Below are 23,928 nucleotides of genomic sequence, written 5' to 3'. Positions count from 1 at the left end.
CTTTAAAATAAAGAACGGTATCGTACGTAAGGATTCATTACTTTTTAATGTTTCTGAGTACTGGGTTTAACTCATCGTCATTATACATTTTCATTTGCTTGTATACCTTCATATACTTGTCTCCTTTTGAGATGTCATCAAGTAAGGTATCTATTGCTGTAGAGAGGTCTACGCGTTGCTCTAGTAAAACATCTAGCTTAGTCTGGCAAGCAGCTCTGTGTGCATCACTTGCATCTTCACGTGTTGCTTCTTCTTGCATATGATATACTTTTAAAGCAAGTATAGATAAACGGTCTACTCCCCAAGCCGGGCTTTCTGTATTAATTGTCGCTCCTTCTTTTACAGTTACATCTTTATACTTCTCAAGAAAGTAGCTATCTATATACTCTACCATATCTGTACGATCTTGGTTTGAGGCATCAATCTTACGTTTAAGTGTAAGTGCAGCCACAGGGTCTATTTGAGGGTCGCGTATAATATCTTCATAATGCCATTGTACAGTATCTATCCAGCATTTACGGTATAGCAAGTGCCCTAGTACATCTTCATTTTTATCATACTTGTTGATAAAAGGTTGATCTACGGTGTTTATTACGTGATAGGTGTCTATCGCTTCTTTAAAAATGGCATTTGCCTTATCTGTAAACATATTATTGTTTTTCTAAAATGTGTAAATACTCTATTGTGCTGCTAGCTTTGTGATGACGGCTAGCTGTTTTATCTGCTCTGAATCGTTTATAGCTGGTGGTTTTTACATCATATCTACCATACTGCTCCATCACCTTCTTAATAACTGATGGACTCATTAAACCCTCATTACTGTAGCTTACAAAAATGTACTTAAACTGAGCATTTTTTATAAGTTGTTCAAAGCTTGAGACAACCGTTTTCTTACTACAATAAGCACTTTTATTATAGATGGGAAGACCTGTTTTTCCTCGTGGTGCAAAGATATTATATTTTGCAATGGTATTAAGTATGTGATAATTTGCACCATACTGCCGTACATTATATGGTGGATCTATGTATAAAATATCTCCGCTTATTTTAGTAATAAGCTCGTTACCATCTTCTTGAAATACTTGATGAGCCGTCTTTGTAATCTCAAAAGTAGCCGGAGTAATGACCATACCCTTTGCGGCTCTAGGTTTTATAGTTTTGAGATAAGATCCATAAACAGAGGCTGTGTTTGCAATTTTATCTGCACTCTCAAGTAGGCTGGCTAGTAGAAAATAGTAGACATCTGTACTTATCGCTTTATTACCATACCATTTTTCAACCTCTGTGCGTATGCTATCAATTTTTTGAGCATTATGCTTGCTGAAATATAACCGATTACCCACACCTCCTTCTCCATATTGTGCGGCAATAAAACCCTTTTGTAGTGGTAATGAATTTAGGTTTTCTATGAGGTCATTATATTCAAAACTCTTATAATTTCCTATATAATTACGATTGAGAACGTAGCTATAAAACTCAAGATCATTTGCTATGACGGCTTTTACTTGAGATTTAAATACCCTACCTACTGCGCCTGTACCTGCAAAGAGATCGCAAAAAACCAAATCGCTTAGGTCTTGCCCACACACGCTATATATAGTGTCCTGTATAAAGGAAGATAATCTATGTTTTGAACCTATATAATTCATCTATTTACCCATATAATGTCTGCCATTGTTTCCTTTCCTTCCTCGAGGGAAAGGACTTCCATTACTGCTGGTGTTTTCTGTTTTCCGTAGGGTTCTATGATGGATTTTATGAGTTCTATTTCGGCTTTTAGTTTCCAGTGTTCTCCGTTTTGGTCGTGCACGACTATAAATAACCTGTTATTGAGGTGAAAGCGTTGTCCGGTACTTTGGTGCTTGTAAAACCACTGTATGAGTTGTGTTTTGTGCGCTTTCGCGAAAGCGTAATTCTCACCAAATCCTTTTGGGAATATACTTGTTTTATGGTCTATGCGCTCGCCTAGCCATCTAAAATCGTAGTGGTCTTCTACCGGATTAGGGTTAGGTGCGAAACCTGGTAGGTCTGTAAAGATTTTTTCTACGGCCTGGGCACTCCAGAAGTTGTACCATCTGTTTATGGCGTAGTTAAAGAAATCTTGTGTGGGAAAATTGTGCTCCTTTTGTTGCTCCTCTATTTGAGCTAAAAGTGCTTCCCAAGACATTGTTTTATAAATAAACTTAGTCGCATCATCCCAAGTATCATTTTGCTTTCTATTCCAAACATAGGGAAGGTTACACCTTTTCTTTAACTCACTCTCTATGTAGGATATATCGAGCTTCATTATGCGATATAGTTTATAAATACCGGAAGAAGGACAATAAGCCACAACAGGCTTTCCTTAAAAATAGGACTCTCTGTGTGTTCTAAAAAATTACTTACTATAATAGTCATTACAGGTAGAATAAGATACCACTCTGCACCTGTTTTATGTGCCGAGAGTGTGATAACAACTATCCCTACGGCTAGCAATCCTAATATTACAGAGTATCGAGACTTTGCTCCAGAAGAGGCATTTCTTTGCTCTCCTAGGTAGCGCCATACGGTCCATAATAGCAGGGCTATAAAAAATGCAATGGGTGTGAGAGTTTCAAGTTCATTATAGGCCTTAAAATCAAATGACACAGACTCAAATACAATGTCAACATCTGCCGGACTACCAGCTTGTAACAGCAAAAAACTATAGTATATAACTGCAAATGATATGATTGCAATGAGGGGTATAATTAAATATCTGGGGTTTGATATATTATATAATAGAAGTGCAATATAAATCGCTATTAAATACAACCAACTAAAATAAAAAGAAAGTGCTGCTAGAAGTATCCATAGGGTGGCATCAAAAATCTTGCGTTCCATATATAACTCAGATTTAAAACTTATGATACGTCGCAAGGCTATGAGAATAAAAAAGCCTGCAAGTAGTATCGCGCCATCTCGTAAAGCCGCTGGCAATGCAAGGCTAAACGCAGCAAAAAGTAATACGCCGTAGGTGCTACGCTTAGTCAAATCATTTTTTTGAGCTACAAAATTGAGTATAAACATTGTGCTTATAAAAAGTAGCCACATCCCCACTAGTCGCAGGGTTTCTTGCCAGTTAAAGGGCTCTATAACCCACTGCCTATTGCTATAAAAAAAGCCTAATGTCATATAAATGATGACCACAACTACGGCTAGGGGCTTTGAAGTACCAAAAAATCTTGTGAGCATAGCTAGTTTTTTTCCTATTTTTGCAGTCGCATCTATAGATGTACAACTAAGATTTCAATATTGTAAACATACAACATTATGAGTTTGACAGGATTTTTTGAAGGAGTTCAAGAATTTGCAGAAGCAACTTTATTTGCACCCTTTAATGCACTCGCAGAGTTAGAGCTAAGTAACTGGTGGCTTGCAAACGGTATAAACTGGATTTTTATGCTTATTTGTGCTGTTGCAATCGTATACTGGATTATGGAAATCAAGAAATATGATGCAAATGATACTGAGTATCGTGAAGCAAAAGCTCACGGTTTTTTAGGAAAAAACAGCGAGCTCGAGAGCAACCTTTAATATTACTTTATAGGTCAAAGCCTATATCTGTACGATAATTGATCCTATCAAAATGTAGATTTTCTATATTTTGATAGGATTTTTTTATGGCCTGTTTGAAGTCATCATCAAAAGATGTAATTGCGATAACACGACCTCCGTTAGTCACTACTTGCCCATCTTTTTCTGTAGTTCCTGCGTGAAAAACAAGTGAATCTTCTACCGTATCAAGGCCTGTAATGACTTTACCTTTTTCATATGCTTCTGGATAACCTCCAGATACGAGCATAACCGTTGCTGCACTTCTTGGGTCTAGTTTAAACTCCTGTTTATCTAACGTTTGAGTATCTACTGCCATAAAAAGCTCTACAAGATCAGACTGTATACGTGGTAATACCACCTCTGTCTCTGGATCTCCCATACGCACGTTGTACTCTATTACTTTAGGGTCATCTCCTACTTTGATAAGACCTATAAAAATAAAACCTTTGTACTCAATGTTTTCTTTAGAAAGCCCGTTTACCGTAGGTTTTACGATACGCTCCTCTATTTTTTGCATAAAAGCACCATCTGCAAATGGTACCGGACTTATAGCGCCCATACCACCAGTGTTAAGACCTACATCTCCCTCACCTATACGCTTATAATCTTTGGCTGTAGGGAGTACTTTATAGTTCTTACCATCTGTGAGTACAAAAACACTAAGCTCTATACCGTCTAAAAACTCCTCGATCACGACGGTTGCACTTGCATCACCAAATTTTCCTCCCAGCATATTTGCTAGCTCTTGCTTTGCCTCTTCAAGATTGTCTATAATTAAAACCCCTTTTCCTGCAGCAAGGCCATCTGCTTTTAGTACATAAGGCGCCTGTAGTGTTTCTAAAAATGCCTGTCCCTTATCAAGTGTTTCTGCGGTAAATGCCTCATAAGCCGCCGTAGGAATATTATGAGCCATCATAAACTCTTTTGCACGCTCTTTACTTCCTTCTAGCGCTGCGCCTACTTTACTAGGTCCTATAACAGCCACGTTTTTAAGCGATTCATCTGCTTTAAAAAAGTCGTAAACACCTTGTACAAGCGGGTCTTCTGGCCCTACTACTACCATCTCTATCTCTTCTTTTATAACAAGCGCTTTAATTGCGTCAAAGTCTGTAACTCCTATAGCAACATTTGTTGCTATTTGTGACGTTCCAGCGTTACCAGGCGCTACAAACAATGCATCACAGTGATCACTTTGAGCAATTTTATATGCAAATGTATGCTCGCGTCCTCCAGAGCCTAAGATTAAGATGTTCATTTGAGTGGTTTTTAGGTTTAAGAGCAAAAATAAGTTTTGCTTGTGTAAATAGGTGCGATGTCTCTATATTTTTCAAACGTGTTTTGTATTTTGGTATTTAAAATTAAGGTGACTTGAAACTATTTAACCGAGCGTTACGAATGAAAGGGTTTGATACTGATTTTGCAAAAGCAGAATTAGCACGTATCCAAAGCATACCAGAAAGTGAATATGAAGACTACATTTCAGAACAAAAAAAGACCATAGTAACCTATCACGAGATTTACAACTCTTTTTATAAAAATCTACTTATAAAAAGAGATGAAAAAGACTGGGAAACACTACCAGTGCTCACAAAGAAAGATTTACAACAACCACTTGAACAAAGACTCTCTGAACTCTATCATCTTAAAAATGTACACGTAGGTAAAACCTCCGGCTCCTCTGGCACACCTTTTACATTTGCAAAAGATAAAGACGCACACGCACTCACTTGGGCCTCTTTTGAAGATAGATATCAATGGTTTGACCTTGATCTAGACCGCTCAAAACAAGCACGATTTTACGGTATTCCGCTCAACGCTATTGGGTATACAAAAGAGCGTCTCAAAGACTTTTTAAGCAATAGATACCGCTTCCCAATTTTTAATCTTAATGAAAAAGCACTAAAATCTATTCACAAAGCATTTAAGAAAAAGAAATTTGAGTACATAAACGGTTACACCAGCAGTATTGTACTATTTGCCAAATATTTAAAAAAACACAATCTCATCCTTAAAGAGGTTTGTCCTACTCTTAAAGCTTGTATTGTAACGAGCGAGATGCTCTTTCCAGATGACCGTAAGCTTATAGAAGAATACCTCAACGTACCTGTTATCAATGAGTATGGGGCATCAGAAATTGGACTCATCGCATTTCAAAATAAAGACAATGAGTTACAAGTAGACAGCGAGCTCCTGCTCGTTGAAATTCTTGATGAAAATAATCGTACCGTACCTAATGGCGAAGTGGGACGCATTGTGATTACCTCTTTTTACAATAAAGCCCATCCATTTATACGCTATGATATAGGAGATATGGGTGCGCTTTCGCGAAAAAGTACTCCCAAAAAACCAATTCTAGAAAAATTGCAAGGCCGCACAAATGATATAGCAAGATTACCAAGCGGAAAAGTAGTACCAGGTCTCACCTTTTATTATGTAACAAAGAGCATCATACAAGATGATGGTAATGTAGAAGAGTTTGTAATTGAACAAACAGCACTAGATACATTTATGTTTATTTATACAGCACAAAGACCACTCAGTACTGAGCAACAAGATGCTATAAAAAAGGCAACAGCAACTTATCTTGAAGAAGGGTTAAAAGTAGATTTTATCAAGGTAACTACAATGGATAGATCTGACCGCGGTAAATTAAAACAGTTTACATCAAAAGTCTAACTGAACTTATCCATAAGTTCTGACTTGATAAACAGGCAAATACCTCTTTATCGGTAGTATTACAATTTCTATCTTACCATAAAATATCGTGTTATGCCAGCCTTTCCAAAACCTGCATTTACTTATAATTTTTCGGTTAAAGATCAGATAGACTTATTACTAGCACATAAAGAAAAGCGTCACATTCCAGAAAAGTCTAAAACCAAATTGCTCATCGCTTCTTGGAACATTGCAAACTTAGGACTTCATAAACGCTGGACTATACACGCAGCCCTTATAGCAGAAATTATAGACTGGTTTGATCTCATTGCCATACAAGAGGTAAACGTAAACCTTGAAGGCCTTAGACAAATAGAAGCCGCGTTACCTAGTCATTATAACTTACTTTTTTCTGATAAGGCTGGTAATAATGAACGGTTTGCCTACATATTTGATAGCCGCGTAGTAAAGCAACTTGAGATGGTAGGGGAAGTAGCAATCCCGCCTAAGGATCATAAGTATATAAAGTTGCCTGGAGTTACTAGCTCTTTTACTGGCTTTGATCGCAATCCTTATCTAGGCTCTTTTCAATGGAGAAATACAAATTTTGTTTTACTTAATGTACACTCCTACTTTGGGAGTAACAGTAAGAAAAACATTCATCGTAGAGCTTTAGAAACTTATGCAATAGCTAGGCACACAGACTTGATGGGAAACTCTAAATATGCCTTTTCTGATAAAATTATTGCACTTGGTGATTTTAACTTACCACTAGTAGAACCTGGTGACCTCATCTATAAAGCCTTGGTAAAACGTGGCCTAGAACTACCTAAACATTCTACTAAGGTATACTCAAACATTGCAGATGATAAGATGTATGATCAAATAGCCTTTTTACCTTCTCTAAAAAACACCATACAGGCAAATGGGACTTTTGATTTTGATAACGCAGTTTTTCCAGACTTATGGCAAGAAAACCACAGCAAGTTTAAGTCTTATGTAAAGTATTACCTATCTGACCACAGACCTATCTGGATGCAAATAGCTTTCTAGTAAGTTTCTATATATTTTGGTCTCACAAAAAAGTACTCCATTAAAAAAATCCCTAACCAGTATGCTGATTTAAACCAAGAATACTCCAGATGCTGATTGTAAAATTTAAAATTATACTTTACTAGTTGTACTTTATTTGCACTCATAGATCCTTCACGTATCCTATAAAAAGCTAGATCCTCTTGAAGCCCTAGGGCTTTTTTATTGCTTCTTTTTATTGCTTCAAGCCACAATGCCCAGTCTTGCCTTTTTCTTATGCTAGGCGCGCTTATTTTACCTGTCAGGCTAGCATTGTATACTCCAGTGAGATTACCTATGTAATTATTTTTGTGCTGTTTACTATACGAAAGAGAAGGCATCGCGTTTATGCGCTTTCCTAGTGGGTTACCCTCATCATCTATTTGTATGTAGCTGGTGTACGATACTGCACAATTATGCTTTTGCATAAAAGTAATTTGTTTAGATAATTTTTCGGGATGCCAAAGGTCATCTGCATCTAGAAAGGCTATGTAGTCACCACTCGCAACCTCTGTTGCTTTATTACGGGCGTAGGCGGCTCCTTTGTTTCGCGAAAGCGTAACAACACGTATCCTACTATCTGTGCTAGCAAGCTCTTGTGCTAGTGATAGCGAGCCATCTGTAGAGGCATCATCTACAATAATATGCTCCCAGTTTTGATAGGTTTGCGCTTGTATACTTGCGCTACAAGCTTGTATAAAACGTGCCGCATTATACAATGGTGTTATAATAGAAACTAAGGGTTGTGGTGTATGGCTAGTAGGCTTTTTCATCTCCTACTATGGCTTTATAAACGGTGGTAAACACAATTTTGATATCTAAAAACAATGACCAGTTTTCTACATAGAATATATCAAACTTTACGCGGTTTACAATATCCTCATCTGTCTCCACCTCACCTCTATAACCGCTTACTTGTGCCAGACCGGTAATACCAGGTTTTATAAAATGGCGTACCATAAACTTATCTATGCGTTCTGCATACATATGCGTGTGGCTTACCATATGTGGTCGTGGGCCCACAACAGACATATCTCCTTTAAGGACATTTATAAACTGTGGCAACTCGTCCATACTTGTTTTTCTTAAGAACTGACCTACACGAGTGATGCGCTCATCATTTTTACTCACCTGCTCAAGATCTGCCTTTTCATTAGGTCTCATAGATCTAAATTTATAGCAGTAAAACTCGTGATAATCAAGACCATTACGTTTTTGTTTAAAAAACACGGTTCCCTTTGAGTCCAACTTAATTAATATGGCGAGTATAGGTGTGAGCCAAGAAAGAACTCCTACTAATACAATTACCGATAGAACAATGTCAAAAGCACGCTTTATAAATTGGTTAAGAGGCGTGTCTATAGGGATGGTACGTAATGATAAGATTGGGGTAATCCCTAAGTACTGGTACTCCAGTTTTTTTGTAAAAATCTCTCTGCTATCTGGTATAAATTTGAGGATTTTAAGATTGTTATCTGTAAACTCAGAAATTTCTCTAAGTTCTTCATTTGAGAATTGCTCTACAGAGCAGTATACCTCATCTATATTATTTTCTAAAACATATCTAAAAATACTATCTAGAGAGACTTTAGGTTTATTTATATCAAAAGTGCTCTTAACCATATACCCGTAGGCCTTGTTTTCTAAAAAGAAGTTTTTGAGCTCTTCTGCTTGATTATTCCAACCTAGAATAACCACATTACGATGGTTACCACCTAGCACAGTTCTATAGGTTTTAAGTAAATAAAACACCCCAAACTTTACGATAGACACCCCAAGAAATACATATAAGACATAAAAAACAACACTACTTGGTGATGTGTTTACATCTTGAAAGAAACCATAAAAAGCAAATACTAATAAAGCAAATATGGCAAGTTGTAATAAAATAAGAGAGACAATGCGCGTGGGTCTTGTGTATCGATATACCTCATAAAAATCTGACTTGGTTGCGGTAAACACCCACGTAGCAATGATGTACAGAGAAAACAACAAGAAGTTTTCATTCATTACAAGACATAGCTTAGCTAGCAACACTATAATTGCAAGGTCTATACAATAAATTGCTGGCCTTATATAAACTGAATATCTACCTACGCGTTGCGCCATACTTATTTACGTATGTGCTTTGAGAAGTCCTTATGCTCACTTTTATAGAGCTCCTCTTGTGTAAGGTTTTTAAAATATTCGAAGGTTTTTTGCATACCCTCTTTTCTACCTACGGTAGCTGTCCAGTCCAAAATCTCTTTAGCTTTTGTAATATCTGGCTTGCGCTGCATAGGGTCATCTACAGGCAAGTCTTTATAGATTACCTTTTGATCTGTACCTGTAAGTTTTATAATCTCCTCTGCAAAGTCTTTTATCGTGATCTCATCTGGGTTACCTATGTTTACTGGAAGTACATAATCACTCATAAGTAGCCTGTAAATACCTTCTACTTGATCATCTACATAACAGAAAGACCGTGTCTGTAAACCATCTCCAAAAACCGTAAGATCCTCCCCTCTTAATGCTTGCCCCATAAAAGCTGGTATTACACGACCATCGTTAAGTCGCATTCTTGGGCCATAGGTGTTAAATATGCGCACAATGCGCGTCTCAAGACCGTGAAAGCGGTGATAAGCCATTGTGATAGACTCTTGAAAACGCTTTGCCTCGTCATATACACCACGTGGGCCTATGGTATTTACATTACCATAATACTCCTCATCTTGCGGGTGTACTAGAGGATCTCCATACACCTCTGAAGTAGAGGCTATGAGAATACGTGCATTTTTAACCTTTGCAAGACCTAGTAGGTTATGGGTGCCTAATGAGCCTACTTTTAAGGTCTGTATTGGAATTTTAAGGTAATCTATAGGACTTGCTGGTGAGGCAAAGTGTAATATATAATCTAGCTCACCTGGCACGTGTACAAAAGTGGTCACATCGTGATGATGAAACTCAAAATGTTCTAATTTAAAAAGATGCTCAATATTAGATAAACTACCGGTAATAAGATTATCCATCCCTATAACGTGAAAGCCTTCTTTAATAAAACGATCACATAAATGTGACCCTAAAAATCCTGCTGCACCTGTTATTAAAACTCTCTTCATTCTCTATTATTGGTTGATTGGGCAGCAAATCTTATGACTGACTGCTTGCCGTAAAAATAAGGAAGTATTCACTGCTTATAAAACTAAGCTCCTATAACCTTCTCAATGTGTCAGTAAAGTCTTTCAAAATAGCTTTTCTGGCATATTTTTCTACTATAAACTTCCTTGCGTTACTCCCCATTAACGTTGCTCGATCACTATTGGTACGTAGGCTGTTTAAAATAGCCACAATCTCTTGTGCATCTGTGGTGCTTTTATAATAGCCGCCTTGCGATGCCTCTATAATTTTTGCAGGCTCTGCCTCTGGGTGGCCGGTTATTATAGAAGGGCGTGCACTTGCCATCATTCCTAAAATTTTTGAAGGCATTACAGTGTCTACAACTTCGGCTTTTTGAAATAAGATATGTACATCTGCACTAGCTAGTAAACTCGCTAACCCTTCTAGAGGTACGGGATCATAAAATTGTACATCTGACGCTTTAAGTTGATCTTTAAGAATCTCCATTTTTGCTCCTGCACCTACTACAATTACTTCAAACTTTGTAAAATCTAGTGCAGCAACTATTTTTTTAAAAAAAGACCAGTCTTGTTTATCTCCCACATTACCCGCATACAGAATACTAAACTTGTCTTGGGAAAAGTATGGGTGTTGTGCCACTTGAGACGGGTCACTCTCTGTGGCATCTATCCAGTTAGGCAGGTAATATGTAGTCGTATTTGTCTTTTCTTTAAGTTTAGCCAGCATAGTCTGGCTTATAGTGCTCACACAGTCTGCTCTGTCCAGAATAGAGCGCTCTAAACGCATTAAACCCTTATAAGCAACACTTTTACTTTCTGACGAGCTGGCAAGTCCAGATTGAAAAGCTGCGTCAAATTCAAAATCTTGAATATGTATCCAGTGTTTTGCATTACGCTTTCGCGAAAGCGTATTACCTAACCACGCACTGCTCGTAAATGGTATTACTGAAATCACAATATCGCACTCCTTTATTTGCTTAAAGTTAAAACGTGAGCCTAGTGTAAAGTCTGTAATATGTACCACACGCTTTAAAAAGGTGGGACTCTTAGGTGTAAACTGCTTGTATCTATAAATGTCTATAGATCCTTTTTTCTCGTGTAAGTAACTCCCTTTATCTTGATATGCCGGAGCAATCTCCCACTGAGGATAATACGGAAAAGCTGTGATGACAGATATATGTGCACCCTGTTGCTCTAGGTACTCTGCCATCTGGGTACTATATAAACCTATGGCCGTATCTTCTGGATAGAAGTTAAGGGAGATGAGAGTGATGTGCTTGCCTGTGAGATTATTCAATACGATCTTTTAATATAACTAGTGGAGAACCTATACATACCTTACCTGCTGGTACGTTTTTAAAAACGCTACTTCTAGCACCTATTACGGTTCCGGCACCTACAGATACTCCTGGTGCCACGTAAACATCTGTAGCCAGCCAGCACTTCTCTGCTATGTGTATAGGCTTTGCATAAATATCAAAATGAGGTGAGCGATAGTCGTGCGAGCCTGTGCATAAATAACTACGTTGTGATATAACGGCATTTGCACCTATCGTAATAGGTCCTAAAGTGTACAAAACAACCTCATCTCCTATCCAGCTGTGATCACCTAGGTTTAACTTCCAGGGGTAGGTTATCTGAGCGCTAGGTCTTATGATGACATTTTTGCCCACTTGTGCGCCAAAACATCTCAAAATAAAACGTCTCCAGCCGTATAAAAACTGTGGAGAGTGTTTAAAAAAAACAGCATATACCACACGCCATAGTTGTACTATAAAAGCAGACCTCCCACGAAAACCCTTTGGCGTTTTATATTTATCTAAATTCTGGTATTCCACTACTTTCTAAATATGGTTATAAGTCTACTGGTAAAAGCTTGCATAGTGAAGTTTTCACTAAAATGTTCCTGGTTCTTAACCCCAATATCAGAAATAATCTTGGGATTACTGGCAATACTTTTCATCTTTAAAACGAGATCTTCTACATTTTGTTTTTCAACAAAGAGACCTTGTTCTCCATTTTTTATAATGTCTGGTATTCCTCCTTGCGTTGTGGTAATTATTAGACTACCTGTTGCCATTGCTTCTAAGATAGATATGGGCTGCCCTTCCATTTTATAATATGTAGGCAGCACAAAGACATTACCCCACTCAAAAAGGGCTTTCTTTTCTTCTCCCATTACCACGCCTTTATAGTCTACATTTTTGAGTTGCAGCAACAATGGTTTTACTTGCATCCACATTTCTTTTGTGACAGCTCCACCTATTTGAGCTTGGTAAGAAATATTCTGATTTTGAAGTTCTAGAAGTGCTTTTAAAAATATTATAATTCCTTTTTCTTGCATTAGGTTACTCAAATAGATAAACCGTGGAGAGGCGTAGTCTTTTGTGATATCTATTTTTAAATACTCTTGAGCAAAATTGGGTAGAATATGAATATTTTTTTTATCTAGAAAGGGTGTCAAATTTGGTTTTAATGACTCAGACAGCACAATCCCGTCGCTAGATAAAGACATAAGTTTCTTTGTAACCCATCTTTTTATACCGGTCATTTGATGGTAAGCTGTACCTAGGTGATTGCCGTGTATATGGGTGATGATACGCTTTCGCGAAAGCGCAGCAAAAACTATAAAAACTGCATATTTAAGAACCCCAAAAAACGTTTGTCCTGGAGTGAAATAAATAATGTGGTTTGAAAAAACTTTAAACGCCTGTGTATTATACTTAAGGTTGTGCCAAAGCTTTTTAAAGGAAAATACACCCAGCTCTTCATCTAGATAACTAAAGGATGTATTTACCTCCGTAACGTTATAACCTTCATTTTTAAGCACGCTACTTACCACCTGATTTGCTAGCGATACACCAGTGGTTGGCTCTGGTAGTGGTCCAATAAGAAGAACTTTTTTATTAGGCATCTGAGGGGTTTACAAAAAGTGTTTTGGCAGAAAGGAAGTTAAAAAATAATGCAAAGTAAATAACTCCTGCCTCACGCTCTAAAATATTTGTAGTTAACATAACAATGCCATAAAATAACAGAACTAGTATAAAGAGTTCATTATTAAATCGCGTTGCAAATACAAGATTTATAGCTAGTGTGCATAAAAAAGCTAATAATAATATGACTCCTCCTATGGTTAATAAACTCAAAAACTGATTATGGGTGTTATACCTCCCTTCTTTTAAAACACTATTACCTGTGGTTTCATACTTTTTATTGAGCACATCCCTATAATCACCTATACCATACCCTAAAATTGGACTTTCATAAATAAGTTCTTTTGCTACGCCGTAAATAGTATATCTAATATTTGTAGACGTAGGTCCTCCCTCACCAATCACCTCAATTTTTTGAAGTTCTAAAAATTTATTTCTGGTGCGTGGTATGGCAATCATCAATACAACAAGACCTAGAATTGCAAAAATATAAGGTCGTACAATTGCTCTTTTACGTTGAAATAGTATAAACAGTGTAGAGACAATCATAAGGGCTAAAATAGGCCCCTTCTTTGCATACAGCAGTAAGAACAAAATGAGTATTGCATCAAGTAATAAGACTCCTACTATTTTCCATTTACTTTTTAAGGAGCGCAATATGAACATTGAGAATAAAATCGCCACACTACAATGCATTGATAAATAGATAGGGTGTATACCATATTTACCCACATCAACACGCATCACAGTAGGAAAATGAATGAGCATATCACTAAAACTATAATGTGTAATGTAAAACCATAAAAACGGAATCACATTAAAAAGAACAACGGTCAAAAGATAAACTCCTAGCATTTTATCTAACCGAGAATAGAGGTATCTCATATCGTTTCTTGAAAACAAGGCAAAACAGAGCGGAAATAACAGTAATGACAAAAAAGAGGTGAGTTTTCTTACTCCATAAGCGATGTTATCACTGTAAATGAGTGTTATCGCTATTAGAAAATAAACCGCAGCATTTACTAGAAAAAAGCGAGTATTAAATGTGTTTTTACTTTTGAAAAAATGATAAACTGAGACAGCACAAAACAACCCCACAGCAATAGATTTTACATTTGTAGGTAACAGTATTGATGCAAATAGAAGAAACAAAGCTCCTTCTAGATACACTAAGCTTTTGTTATTTGTTTTTGCCTCCATTTATATTGATTATTTAATCCATTTTTGATAAGGTAATCTATTAATCTAGCAATACCCATAACACCTATAAGAGTTCCCACGTAATACGAAAATCCATTTGCAAAATCTCCTCTTAAGAAAAACAATAAGTGTATCGCAAAGTAAAAAGCCATAATTTTTTTAATAAGAATGTGGCTATGTAACCAAGTTAAAAAGTAAACTATTGCATACCCAAGAGCAATGGCAAGAAGTATAACACCTATAATCCCAAAATTTACATATCCCTCAGATACCATAGGGTTAGATAAGTTACTATACGTAAACTCATAGTTGTCTATTAAGTGCTCACCTACTAGCTGCCCCGTACTCACTGGCTTTCCTTCCCAGATTTTACGGGGTATAAAAAACAAAAAAGCGCTTAAAAACTGGTGTCCATATGAGAAGCCCTCGTACTTTACATAATCTATCGTAGCAACTATATTTATAAAGGCATCATAATGTATTGTGTTAAAAACCTCACCTATCCCCTCACCTTCAAACTCATCTAGAAGTATACGCGGCTGTATAATAATCTGTCTCAAAGAAGACTTTGCGTGCGTAATAATAGCCGAAAGTGGGAACACAACAACCATTGTAAAAAACATAAAAAACATCGTCTTCACATTACTATTAAGCAGTCTAGGTGCGAGGAGGTAAATTATAGAAATATAAATGGGACCTAAGGCATTTCTCTTTTCTACTAGCGGATTTTTAAACCATAATAGCAGTACCATAAATAAGACAAACATAACAGCCACAGCAAGCACATTTATACCTGACTTTTTAGACTGTTTATAATACTGTACCGTTAAAATAACACCCCCTAGCGGTACTACAAAAAGTAGCTTTTTCCATATAAGTAAAGCAGTGCGACCTATAGATGAGGCCATCCATCCAGCACGAGCCATCTCGTTAAAAACAAACCCCATACTTACAATAAATACGAGTAAAGAAATACCTAATATCCCAAAAAGCACAAGAGGTAATCTTTTGTCTCTATTATAATTTGGGACTATAACCCTCGTTTTTCTAGTTTTTTTAAACCACGTATAAGCTCCAAAAAAACAGAGCGTAAAAAGTATTATTAATACATTACTATAAATAATGCCTGAAGATGTGTAAGGTAGCTTTGTTAAGAAATCTGCATTCTTATCTCCTATAACTCGTAGCTGCAATATGGGTGCTATGATAAAAAACAAGAAGTTAAAAACAATGTATACAGATATAAACGGTGAGTACTCTCGCTCTTGATATAAATGCCACCATAACAACGCAAACAGTACAAGGTTGCTCATAAAAAATGACATCCACACCCATACATCTGTTGCAAAAGTTGCAAACAGCACAACACTTATCCCTAGATAAGCTAGTAGTAAGATGAGTCTACCTATCATCGTCTTGCGTAAGTTTATAAAACACCCTTGCCATTGCCTCTACCGTATATCGCTCACGACAGTAGGTGGAGATTGCATCTCTTTTTTCAATCCACTCTTCTCTGTTTGAGAATATTTTTTTTACGCTTTCGCGAAAGCGTACCACATCATCTGTCTCATAAAACACCACATTATTGCCCTCTATTGCTGCCTCTATTTCTGGCGAGTGCGGTTCATCACGAGAAATAAGCATAGGTACACCAAAACCAAAACTTTGGGTAATAGATAGACCTACATAACCCGGCGAAACACTAAACAAGCTTGATGCATAAAGTCGTTCTAACTCCTTTGTGTCACTTATATGCCCATACAATACCACACGATTCTCAAGATGATGTTTCTCTATAAATGTAGCGATTTTAGATTGTTCTTCTCCAGCGCCTACTACGAGAAGCTTAGTTTCTGGAGAGAGATCTGGCAAACACGCTTTAAATGCTTGGACTAAAAAGAGTGGTTTTTTTTCTGGAGTTAATCGCCCTACGTAAATAAGGTGTTGTGGTTTACCTGAAGCGACATTCATTACTGCACTACTCATAAGTGCGTTAGGCGCGGCGAGTATGTGTGTTGCGGGCATTTTTTCTTGTAGCTCTTCCTGCTGTTTTTTAGTATACACCACGATGGTAGAAGCTAGTTTACGCATTTTATGACGCAAGCGATCTGTAGGACTATGTTTACCCTTACGCGGCCAGGCGTGACCCCACAACACGGTTTTGAGCCCCTTAGACTTCCGTTTGTATAACAACCACCAGTTGCTCAATATGCGAGGGTTCATCTCAAGTACAACAATACCAGGCTCAAATGCTAGATGTCTAACTCCTCGTTGCCATAAAAAACGATTCCCTAGTATAAATTTGTTTTCTAATTTTTTATGTAAAATACTATTGTCTGTTTGTACAGACGGCTCAAAATAATGAGCTCCACCATATAGTGAGAAATTTGTGTCCAGTAATCTGTAGAGTTCATCATAGAAGCCTGCTCTATAGTCTGGTAATGCAGTCTGTACAATGGTAAGTCTAGACGGCATATGTTTGGGGTTTAGACTGTTTAAAGAAATACACCCAACTTAATAACGCTAGCGCTAATTCTGTAAAAACTACTGCTATCACAATACCATAAATAGGCCATATGGACACCAGTAAACAGGCGAGTAATACATTTAAAACGCCTCCTATTAATAGTATATTCATACGCTTTACATAGGCGCCTACAGCAGGTAAGTATAAGGTAAGGATGAGCATATTAAGGCCTGCAAAAACGGTTGCAGTACATAATATCTTAAATGCAGTTGTATAAGCTGTTATGGCGGGATCATCAAATAACAGTTGTAAAATATCTCCTCCAAAGATGAGTATTATGGTAACAAATACACTCGCAAGCAAAATAATAAATGGCGCCATCTTACGTATACTCGCTCTTCTCTTCGCCTCATCTTGTACAGAGAGCCAGGGGAAAACAGCTTGCATAATGGGAGAAAAGAAACCTTTGGCTGCCATAAAAATCTTTTCAAAACTACCGTAAATACCAGCGATAGCATCTCCAGCAATCATCCCCACTATAAATACATTTGCAGAGTTAAAAAGACGTGCAGCTATATTAGACACAAAGATGCTTTTACTCTCTGTCATAAGTTCACCCATCATCTTTTTTGAAGGCTTAATGAGTTTTACAAACTTGAGACTTATGATAAAGCTTATGGTTCCGGCTATAAGAAAGCCTATACTGGTGAATAATGGCACATTGCTATAATCACCTACCTCACGTACAAAAATGAAGATAAGAGCCGTAAAAATGATTTTAGCAAGCACATTGAGTATTGCTATAAACTGCATTTTCTCAATTCCCTGAAAAAACCAATCTGGAAACAATGCCTGCCCTACTACTACACCATAACTTAACGCATATACCTCCCACTCTAACCTAAACCTAGGAAACGCAAGTATGATTATCGCATACACAACCGCTACTGCAACAGCCAGCAATAATTTTATAGATATCACCGCCGAAAATACTTGAGATTTTTCTGAGGCATTGTCTTTGAGAATAGATATCCTGCGGGTAGCACTTAAGTTAAATCCAAACTCTACAAACACATATAAAATGGTGCAAAAAGATTGTGCCAGTAATACAAGTCCATATTTTTCTACACCTAGTGTGCGTACTAGGTAAGGCAATAAAATAAGAGGTAACAGAATATTTGCCGCCTGTATAAACAGTAACGAAACGTAGTTGCCAGCCATCTTGCGGCCTGCAGCATTCTCTTTTATGGATTTTAATATACTCAATTATGGTTTTATTAAAACTACTGTGTCTGACACACCGCTTGTAAAATGCAGTTGCTTCCAGCTACTTGTGCGTTCTGAAAACGTTTTCCACTCCTCTGGTTGTTTCTTTCCTTCCTTCTTGTAATTATAAGGTGTATGTGAATCAAGTGGTATATACCGCTCTGCATCATCTAGCAACAAGAAACCTCCAGAGGTGAGCTTCTGTATAGCTTCTAGGGCAATACGATCACGATATTTACCATCTACAACCATAAAATTTATGGAACTATTATCAAATTCTTTTACAATATCTACGTAAGGGATATGGCCTAACATATCCTGCTCACAAGATTTTAAGATATAGCGCACGTTTGTAAGCTTAGCTTTTTCAAGTTGTTGTTTTACTTTTTGATACCAGTCCTGATGATCTTCTATGCTTACGAGGTTCTTAAGCTTATGAGCATACCAAACAGTACTTCTACCAGACCCAAACTCTACGCCAGACATCTCTTTATGTAAGTTTGTGTCTAGCCATTTTATAGCGCTAGGTGCAATCCAAGGTTTATCCTTATTAAATTGCTCATATACATAGAGTCCTATTCTGTTTGTTATATATCTAGGGGTCCAGATTTTGGGATTCATCTATTTCTTTTTTAAGTACCAGTTGTATAGGTTTACAACACCTTCATCTAGGTTTACGGTATGCTTCCACCCTAGCTCGTGTAGTTTATCTACGTTAGTAAGTTTACGAGGTGTTCCGTCTGGCTTTGAAGTATCAAAAACTAGTTTACCATTAAAACCTACGGTGCTTTTTATAAGCATAGCAAGCTCTTTTATACTTATATCTATGCCTGTACCTATATTTATATGGGTATTCCTTACCTCATTACTGTCGCCTCTTACTTGATCAAAGCTCGTTTTTTCCATTATATGTACACAGGCATCTGCCATATCTTGACTCCATAAAAACTCGCGTCTAGGACTACCTGTTCCCCATATCTCTACACTTTCAGCAGAGATGCCAAACTTTTTTAGGATAGGTTGCGCTTTCGCGAAAGCGGAAACCTCTAGATCTTTACATACCTCGTCGTTTTTACCTTCTGACAAGAGCTTTGCAAGGTGCATTTTTCTAATAAGTGCAGGCAAAACGTGTGATTTCTCAAGGTCAAAATTATCATTGTACCCATATAAATTAGTAGGCATTACCGATAGAAAATCTGTCCCATACTGAAGATTGTAACTCTCACAAAGCTTGATTCCTGCGATTTTTGCAATAGCATAGGGCTCATTTGTATACTCTAGTGTACCTGTGAGCAGCGCATCTTCTGGCATAGGTTGTGGTGCGTTTTTTGGATAAATACAGGTACTACCCAAGAAAAGTAATTTTTTAACTCCGTGCTTGTAACTCTGGTGTATCACGTTGTTTTGTATCATAAGATTGAGATACAAAAAGTCTGCTCTGTACGTATTGTTTGCTATGATACCACCCACCTTTGCGGCAGCCAGAAAAACATATGCTGGTTTTTCTGTTTTAAAAAATGTTGCCGTGGCAAGGGTATCTGTAAGATCCAGCTCTTGGTGTGTGCGCGTGACGATGTGATGATAGCCCTTTGCAGTAAGTGCCTTTACAATTGCACTTCCCACAAGGCCTCTATGGCCTGCAACATAGATTTTTGCCTCTTTAGGTATAGTTGTGCTACTCAAAATAGTTCATTGTTTGATACCCTCCTTCTTTAAGATAGCTGTCCTTTTGCATTAGCTTGATATCGCTCTTCATCATATCATCTACAAGTCCTTGTAGTTTATACTCTGGTTTCCAACCTAGCTTATTATAAGCTTTTGAAGCATCACCTATTAAGAGCTCTACTTCTGTAGGTCTAAAATATTTTGGATCTACCTCAACAACTACTTGACCTTCTTTTACCGGGTACCCAGGATTATTTGATGAGACTACTTTACCTTTTTCTTCTACTCCCACACCTGTAAACTCTAAGGTGACGCCTATATAGTTAAAAGCCATTTTTATGAAGTCTCTCACAGTAGTTGTCTCTCCTGTAGCTATCACCCAATCTTCTGGTTCATCTGCTTGTAAGATCATCCACATCATACGTACATAATCTTTTGCGTGTCCCCAGTCACGTTTTGCATCTAGATTACCTAGATACATTTTATCTTGAAGACCTAAGGCAATCTTTGCGGTTGCTCTAGTGATTTTTCTAGTTACAAAAGTCTCTCCCCTTACTGGCGACTCGTGATTAAATAATATACCGTTGCAAGCAAACATATTGTACGCCTCACGGTGGTTTACGGTAGACCAGTATGCATAAAGCTTTGCTACTGCATATGGACTACGAGGATAAAACGGTGTTGTCTCGCTTTGTGGTACCTCTTGTACCTTACCATACAGCTCTGAAGTAGATGCTTGATAGATTTTTGTTTTCTTCTCTAATCCTAAAGCTCTTACAGCTTCTAGCAGGCGTAGAGCACCTAGACCATCTACATTTGCCGTATACTCAGGCATCTCAAAAGAAACCTGAACGTGGCTCATTGCTCCAAGATTATAAATCTCGTCTGGCTGTACTTCTTGTATAATTCTAAAGAGGTTTGTGCTATCTGTAAGATCACCGTAATGCAAGAAAAACCGTTGATTATCGATATGAGGATCCTCATACAAGTGATCTATTCTATCTGTATTAAATAGAGACGTCCTACGTTTTATACCGTGTACTTCGTACCCTTTTTTAAGGAGAAACTCACTGAGATAAGCTCCATCTTGCCCTGTGACACCTGTGATTAATGCTACTTTATGACTCATAACGTGCGTATTGGAGTTTCTTAATTATTTAATGTTTCGGCTTTATATGAGTTGTAAAACTTTATTGTGCCGGAAACAAGAAGAAACAATATCACAAATAATAGCGGATATATAACAATCATATTATCTAGAATAGATGTGTCTCTAGAAGCTTGAATGTCGCTTACAATAACGGCCACATCTGTGTAGCTTACATCATCATTTTTAAGCTCTTCTAAATTCCTTTGTAAGAGTGTTTTTACATCAAATAAATCTGAGATATTATCACTTCTATTATTAAAATAGAAACCATCTTCCTTAGTGCTATTTAAGAGACCGTTTTCTTTACTGTAGGCATTGATAAGACTATTAATCTGTTCTATAGATTGCTCTTGGCTTTTAATAAATTCTGTATGAGTTACAAGACCTTTCTCCTTGAGCTCGCGTGCAAAGGGTTGATCATTAATGAAACTCATAAGGCTTGCAATATCTTCTTTACCCTGCTCACTCTTGAGGCCTACGGTGAGCTTGTGATATTTATAAGTAGACAGAAAACGATCTGTAGCAAAAAGCTCCCTATCATCTTCTAGTTTAAACTCACGAGTCATCTCGCCTAGGGCTCTATCATTCTCACCTATATACGCTATGAGATCAAGTACCTCTACCACGGGAGCGACCTCTACAGAAGCCACGCCAAAGGTAGATGGGTCTTTACCAAGAGAAATAACAAAGTCTGTATCCCCTTCGGCTAGATTATTATTAAACTGGTTAATAGCAGTATAAACGTACGACTGACTTTTAAAATTAGTCTTAAGTAAAAGATTTGCCTCATATGAAGCTGCACCCTTTGTAAAGTAGCCAAGGACAATACCTGCGACTATAAGCAGTAGTATAATCCACCATTTTCTAATTATAAAATCTACTATTCTAAATATGAAGTAGATACAGTTTTTTATAAATCTGCCTATGAGAGAGAATATATCAGAAAGGTCCATCTCCTGCTGGGTTGCAGGTTGATTGTAATGATCGCTCATACGTATTATATTTTGGTCGTTAGTGGTCTGTAAGCCGTTAAAGGTCCAAAATACAGTTTATAATTTAGACTCTTAAATTACTTGAATAATTGATCCAGTATTTTTTCTGTGATGAGGTATGTAGGCTTTACACCTGTAGTACCTAATCCTCCAGAAGCCAGTGTACTTCCCGTTTCTAGGGGGTTATCACTAGCATAGTATGCATAACGCACTTTTACTGTTTCCTTTATACTTTTACGCAACTTTGCTGCGGCTTGTATCGCTTTTTGATAATGAGCACCTTCCATCTCTAGTCCAATAACGCTCCACGTACTGTCGTGAAAGAATTTAAGGATATCCCTATTTTGTAGTGATGTACCTAGTACAGAAACCATTGCTCCTTCAAAAACGAGAAGTCCGTTATCTTCAAAGTCTTCTTTAGACAATTCATTTTCAAAAGGATAATTATCTGCAGTCCCTTCAAAAAGGTGTGCGCTAGGTATCATAAGATCTCCCTTGCCTCCTTCAAGAATACCGGCTTTACCCATTATAGATATAGAATCTACGTCTAGATATATCTTCTCCTCACCATCTTGATATGGTTTGAGTAGCTCCTCCATAGTTTCGTAAGCTTGCTCTCCAAAGGCATAGTCCATCACAATAATTACGGGGTGTTCTTCATCTTTCATCTCCTTCTTACAGAAATCATTTTCTGCCACAGGAAGCTTACACATATCAAAAATCTGAACGTTAATATTCGTTCCGCTTTCATCCGGAAGGTATATCATTCCGTTTTGTAACGCTACTTTTTGCACTTTATTACGTAATGCACTGTTGCCGCTATTACTAAGCATCTCATAAATGTCGAGTTTAGACTTCTTGCGAAGCTCAGACTTAAGAGCAAGTGGGGCATATAGCGTATTCATTACAGAGTGCATATTTGCACTTATAATGTGTAACGGTCTGTGTATTAAACCGTGTTGTTTTAAGGTAGCCTTAATATCATTTGCCCACACCTCACCGTGTATGTGATGACCTAGTCGCTCACGCAACACTGGGCTAAATGTAACCGTACGCTTGTTTTCTTTTAAAACCTCTGCAATAGCCAGTTTACCTAGCCAGTATATGATTTGTAAAAAGCGTTTGTTATTTGTTCTTGTATTAAACTCTGGAGCAATACTACTTACCTCTGCAAAGGTTCTTCCTAAAATGTTTGCTGTGTGGGTCATAGCGATTTCCCAACCCTTCTGGTCAAGATCATCATTATCCAAAACAGCTTTTTCTAATTTCTCCCAGTCACGTATTACCGCTCCCTCATCATTGATGAGTACACGCTTCATTATTTTGTGAGATTCTATAAAAAGAAAAGTAATGTGGGTAAGGATATCATATATCTCAGAACGACCACGAGTAATCTCTATGTTCATTTGTTCTTCATCTATACGATAGCAATTACGACGGCGCTTAGCCGGTACAATAGGCTCAAAGTGGCTATTTTTATAACCCTCGTCGCTGGTAAGATTAATAAATCTACACTCCTCTATACCTTCTGGAAGTCTATCTATTACATAAAGAAGTCCGTCTAGCTCGACTTTTTCTTCTGCTATAGTACCGTAAATTTCTGGTCTTAAGATTAATAGTGCTTCACGTAATGTTTCTCCAGAAACACCCATTGGTTTGTAGAATCCTCTATTAAAGAGGTGACGCATTGTGATATACATCCTTTCGATGGCGCTGCTACTCTCTTGTGCTCTTGTACGCCCTTGTTTTTTTAATATACTCATATTAAAGGTCAAAGGTAATGATTACTATTTACATCTCACTATTTGCGGGATGTAGACTATTTTAGTCTCAGTAC

23 protein-coding genes are annotated in these 23,928 nt (G+C 37.4%); 3 read left to right on the top strand and 20 right to left on the bottom strand.

Annotation, left to right across the window (positions count from 1 at the left end; all coding sequences use genetic code 11):
* Positions 1 to 37 precede the first annotated feature (37 nt).
* The 4 genes from Q0948_RS05885 to Q0948_RS05870 are packed head-to-tail and all read right to left on the bottom strand — an operon-like array spanning position 38 to position 3,213.
* A complete protein-coding gene (locus Q0948_RS05885; protein ID WP_038598205.1) occupies positions 38 to 649 on the bottom strand; it encodes a DUF4254 domain-containing protein in 612 nt (203 codons plus the stop codon).
* A 1-nt stretch (position 650) separates the two neighbouring features.
* Positions 651 to 1,649 carry a DNA adenine methylase gene (locus tag Q0948_RS05880; protein WP_298349836.1) on the bottom strand — a complete coding sequence of 333 codons (999 nt, stop codon included), beginning with the start codon at positions 1,647 to 1,649 and terminating at the stop codon, positions 651 to 653.
* Positions 1,646 to 2,287, bottom strand: a complete 642-nt coding sequence (locus tag Q0948_RS05875) for a hypothetical protein (RefSeq protein WP_298349834.1) — start codon at positions 2,285 to 2,287, stop codon at positions 1,646 to 1,648. Before Q0948_RS05875 ends, Q0948_RS05880 begins: the two co-directional genes overlap by 4 nt.
* Complete coding sequence (locus Q0948_RS05870; RefSeq protein WP_298349831.1) at positions 2,287 to 3,213, bottom strand: DUF6427 family protein; 927 nt, start codon at positions 3,211 to 3,213, stop codon at positions 2,287 to 2,289. The genes Q0948_RS05875 and Q0948_RS05870 overlap by 1 nt, the downstream gene beginning before the upstream one ends.
* Positions 3,214 to 3,291: 78 nt before the next feature.
* Between Q0948_RS05870 and Q0948_RS05865 the strand changes: the two genes are divergently transcribed.
* Positions 3,292 to 3,555: a uracil phosphoribosyltransferase gene (locus tag Q0948_RS05865; RefSeq protein WP_298349828.1), complete on the top strand. Its 264-nt coding sequence runs from the start codon at positions 3,292 to 3,294 to the stop codon at positions 3,553 to 3,555.
* Positions 3,556 to 3,562: 7 nt separating this feature from the next.
* Here Q0948_RS05865 and purD read toward each other — a convergent pair whose 3' ends face one another.
* The gene (gene purD / locus Q0948_RS05860) at positions 3,563 to 4,831 is read right to left on the bottom strand and encodes a phosphoribosylamine--glycine ligase (protein ID WP_298349826.1); all 1,269 of its coding nucleotides are present in this window, start codon (positions 4,829 to 4,831) and stop codon (positions 3,563 to 3,565) included.
* A 140-nt stretch (positions 4,832 to 4,971) separates the two neighbouring features.
* On the opposite strand from purD, the gene Q0948_RS05855 reads away from it, so the two are divergent.
* The gene (locus Q0948_RS05855; protein WP_298491280.1) at positions 4,972 to 6,252 is read left to right on the top strand and encodes a phenylacetate--CoA ligase family protein; all 1,281 of its coding nucleotides are present in this window, start codon (positions 4,972 to 4,974) and stop codon (positions 6,250 to 6,252) included.
* 93 nt (positions 6,253 to 6,345) lie between these two features.
* Complete coding sequence (locus tag Q0948_RS05850; protein ID WP_298349822.1) at positions 6,346 to 7,284, top strand: endonuclease/exonuclease/phosphatase family protein; 939 nt, start codon at positions 6,346 to 6,348, stop codon at positions 7,282 to 7,284.
* Here Q0948_RS05850 and Q0948_RS05845 read toward each other — a convergent pair.
* The 15 genes from Q0948_RS05845 to Q0948_RS05775 form a co-directional block, all read right to left on the bottom strand.
* Complete coding sequence (locus Q0948_RS05845) at positions 7,281 to 8,075, bottom strand: glycosyltransferase family 2 protein (RefSeq protein ID WP_298349820.1); 795 nt, start codon at positions 8,073 to 8,075, stop codon at positions 7,281 to 7,283. The two genes, Q0948_RS05850 and Q0948_RS05845, sit on opposite strands and share 4 nt — an antisense overlap.
* Positions 8,059 to 9,411 (bottom strand): undecaprenyl-phosphate glucose phosphotransferase, encoded by a 1,353-nt coding sequence (locus tag Q0948_RS05840; RefSeq protein WP_298349818.1) that lies wholly within the window; start codon positions 9,409 to 9,411, stop codon positions 8,059 to 8,061. The genes Q0948_RS05845 and Q0948_RS05840 overlap by 17 nt, the downstream gene beginning before the upstream one ends.
* A 2-nt stretch (positions 9,412 to 9,413) precedes the next feature.
* On the bottom strand, positions 9,414 to 10,400 hold the full coding sequence (locus Q0948_RS05835; RefSeq protein ID WP_298349816.1) for a UDP-glucuronic acid decarboxylase family protein: 987 nt from the start codon (positions 10,398 to 10,400) through the stop codon (positions 9,414 to 9,416).
* Positions 10,401 to 10,491: 91 nt separating this feature from the next.
* Positions 10,492 to 11,715, bottom strand: coding sequence for a WcaI family glycosyltransferase (locus Q0948_RS05830; RefSeq protein ID WP_298349814.1), 1,224 nt, complete (start codon positions 11,713 to 11,715; stop codon positions 10,492 to 10,494).
* Positions 11,708 to 12,256 (bottom strand): putative colanic acid biosynthesis acetyltransferase, encoded by a 549-nt coding sequence (locus Q0948_RS05825; protein ID WP_298349811.1) that lies wholly within the window; start codon positions 12,254 to 12,256, stop codon positions 11,708 to 11,710. The genes Q0948_RS05830 and Q0948_RS05825 overlap by 8 nt, the downstream gene beginning before the upstream one ends.
* Positions 12,256 to 13,332 (bottom strand): glycosyltransferase family 4 protein, encoded by a 1,077-nt coding sequence (locus Q0948_RS05820; RefSeq protein WP_298349809.1) that lies wholly within the window; start codon positions 13,330 to 13,332, stop codon positions 12,256 to 12,258. Before Q0948_RS05820 ends, Q0948_RS05825 begins: the two co-directional genes overlap by 1 nt.
* Positions 13,325 to 14,551, bottom strand: a complete 1,227-nt coding sequence (locus Q0948_RS05815) for an O-antigen ligase (protein ID WP_298349807.1) — start codon at positions 14,549 to 14,551, stop codon at positions 13,325 to 13,327. Before Q0948_RS05815 ends, Q0948_RS05820 begins: the two co-directional genes overlap by 8 nt.
* Positions 14,521 to 15,963: an O-antigen polymerase gene (locus Q0948_RS05810; protein WP_298349805.1), complete on the bottom strand. Its 1,443-nt coding sequence runs from the start codon at positions 15,961 to 15,963 to the stop codon at positions 14,521 to 14,523. Before Q0948_RS05810 ends, Q0948_RS05815 begins: the two co-directional genes overlap by 31 nt.
* Positions 15,953 to 17,026, bottom strand: coding sequence for a glycosyltransferase (locus tag Q0948_RS05805; RefSeq protein ID WP_298349803.1), 1,074 nt, complete (start codon positions 17,024 to 17,026; stop codon positions 15,953 to 15,955). The genes Q0948_RS05810 and Q0948_RS05805 overlap by 11 nt, the downstream gene beginning before the upstream one ends.
* Positions 17,016 to 18,284, bottom strand: a complete 1,269-nt coding sequence (locus Q0948_RS05800) for an oligosaccharide flippase family protein (RefSeq protein WP_298349801.1) — start codon at positions 18,282 to 18,284, stop codon at positions 17,016 to 17,018. The genes Q0948_RS05805 and Q0948_RS05800 overlap by 11 nt, the downstream gene beginning before the upstream one ends.
* Positions 18,285 to 18,905, bottom strand: coding sequence for a class I SAM-dependent methyltransferase (locus tag Q0948_RS05795; RefSeq protein ID WP_298349799.1), 621 nt, complete (start codon positions 18,903 to 18,905; stop codon positions 18,285 to 18,287).
* Complete coding sequence (locus tag Q0948_RS05790) at positions 18,906 to 19,952, bottom strand: GDP-L-fucose synthase (RefSeq protein WP_298350216.1); 1,047 nt, start codon at positions 19,950 to 19,952, stop codon at positions 18,906 to 18,908. It abuts the gene before it with no gap.
* A 7-nt stretch (positions 19,953 to 19,959) separates the two neighbouring features.
* Positions 19,960 to 21,078 (bottom strand): GDP-mannose 4,6-dehydratase, encoded by a 1,119-nt coding sequence (gene gmd, locus Q0948_RS05785; RefSeq protein ID WP_298349797.1) that lies wholly within the window; start codon positions 21,076 to 21,078, stop codon positions 19,960 to 19,962.
* 20 nt (positions 21,079 to 21,098) lie between these two features.
* Positions 21,099 to 22,091, bottom strand: a complete 993-nt coding sequence (locus tag Q0948_RS05780; protein ID WP_298349794.1) for a hypothetical protein — start codon at positions 22,089 to 22,091, stop codon at positions 21,099 to 21,101.
* A 77-nt stretch (positions 22,092 to 22,168) separates the two neighbouring features.
* A complete protein-coding gene (locus tag Q0948_RS05775) occupies positions 22,169 to 23,854 on the bottom strand; it encodes a hypothetical protein (RefSeq protein ID WP_035326237.1) in 1,686 nt (561 codons plus the stop codon).
* Between the last annotated feature and the right edge of the window lie 74 nt (positions 23,855 to 23,928).

The sequence above is a fragment of the uncultured Dokdonia sp. genome (assembly GCF_947496725.1).
Lineage (GTDB): Bacteria > Bacteroidota > Bacteroidia > Flavobacteriales > Flavobacteriaceae > Dokdonia.
This window is presented reverse-complemented; position numbering and strand designations above follow the sequence as displayed.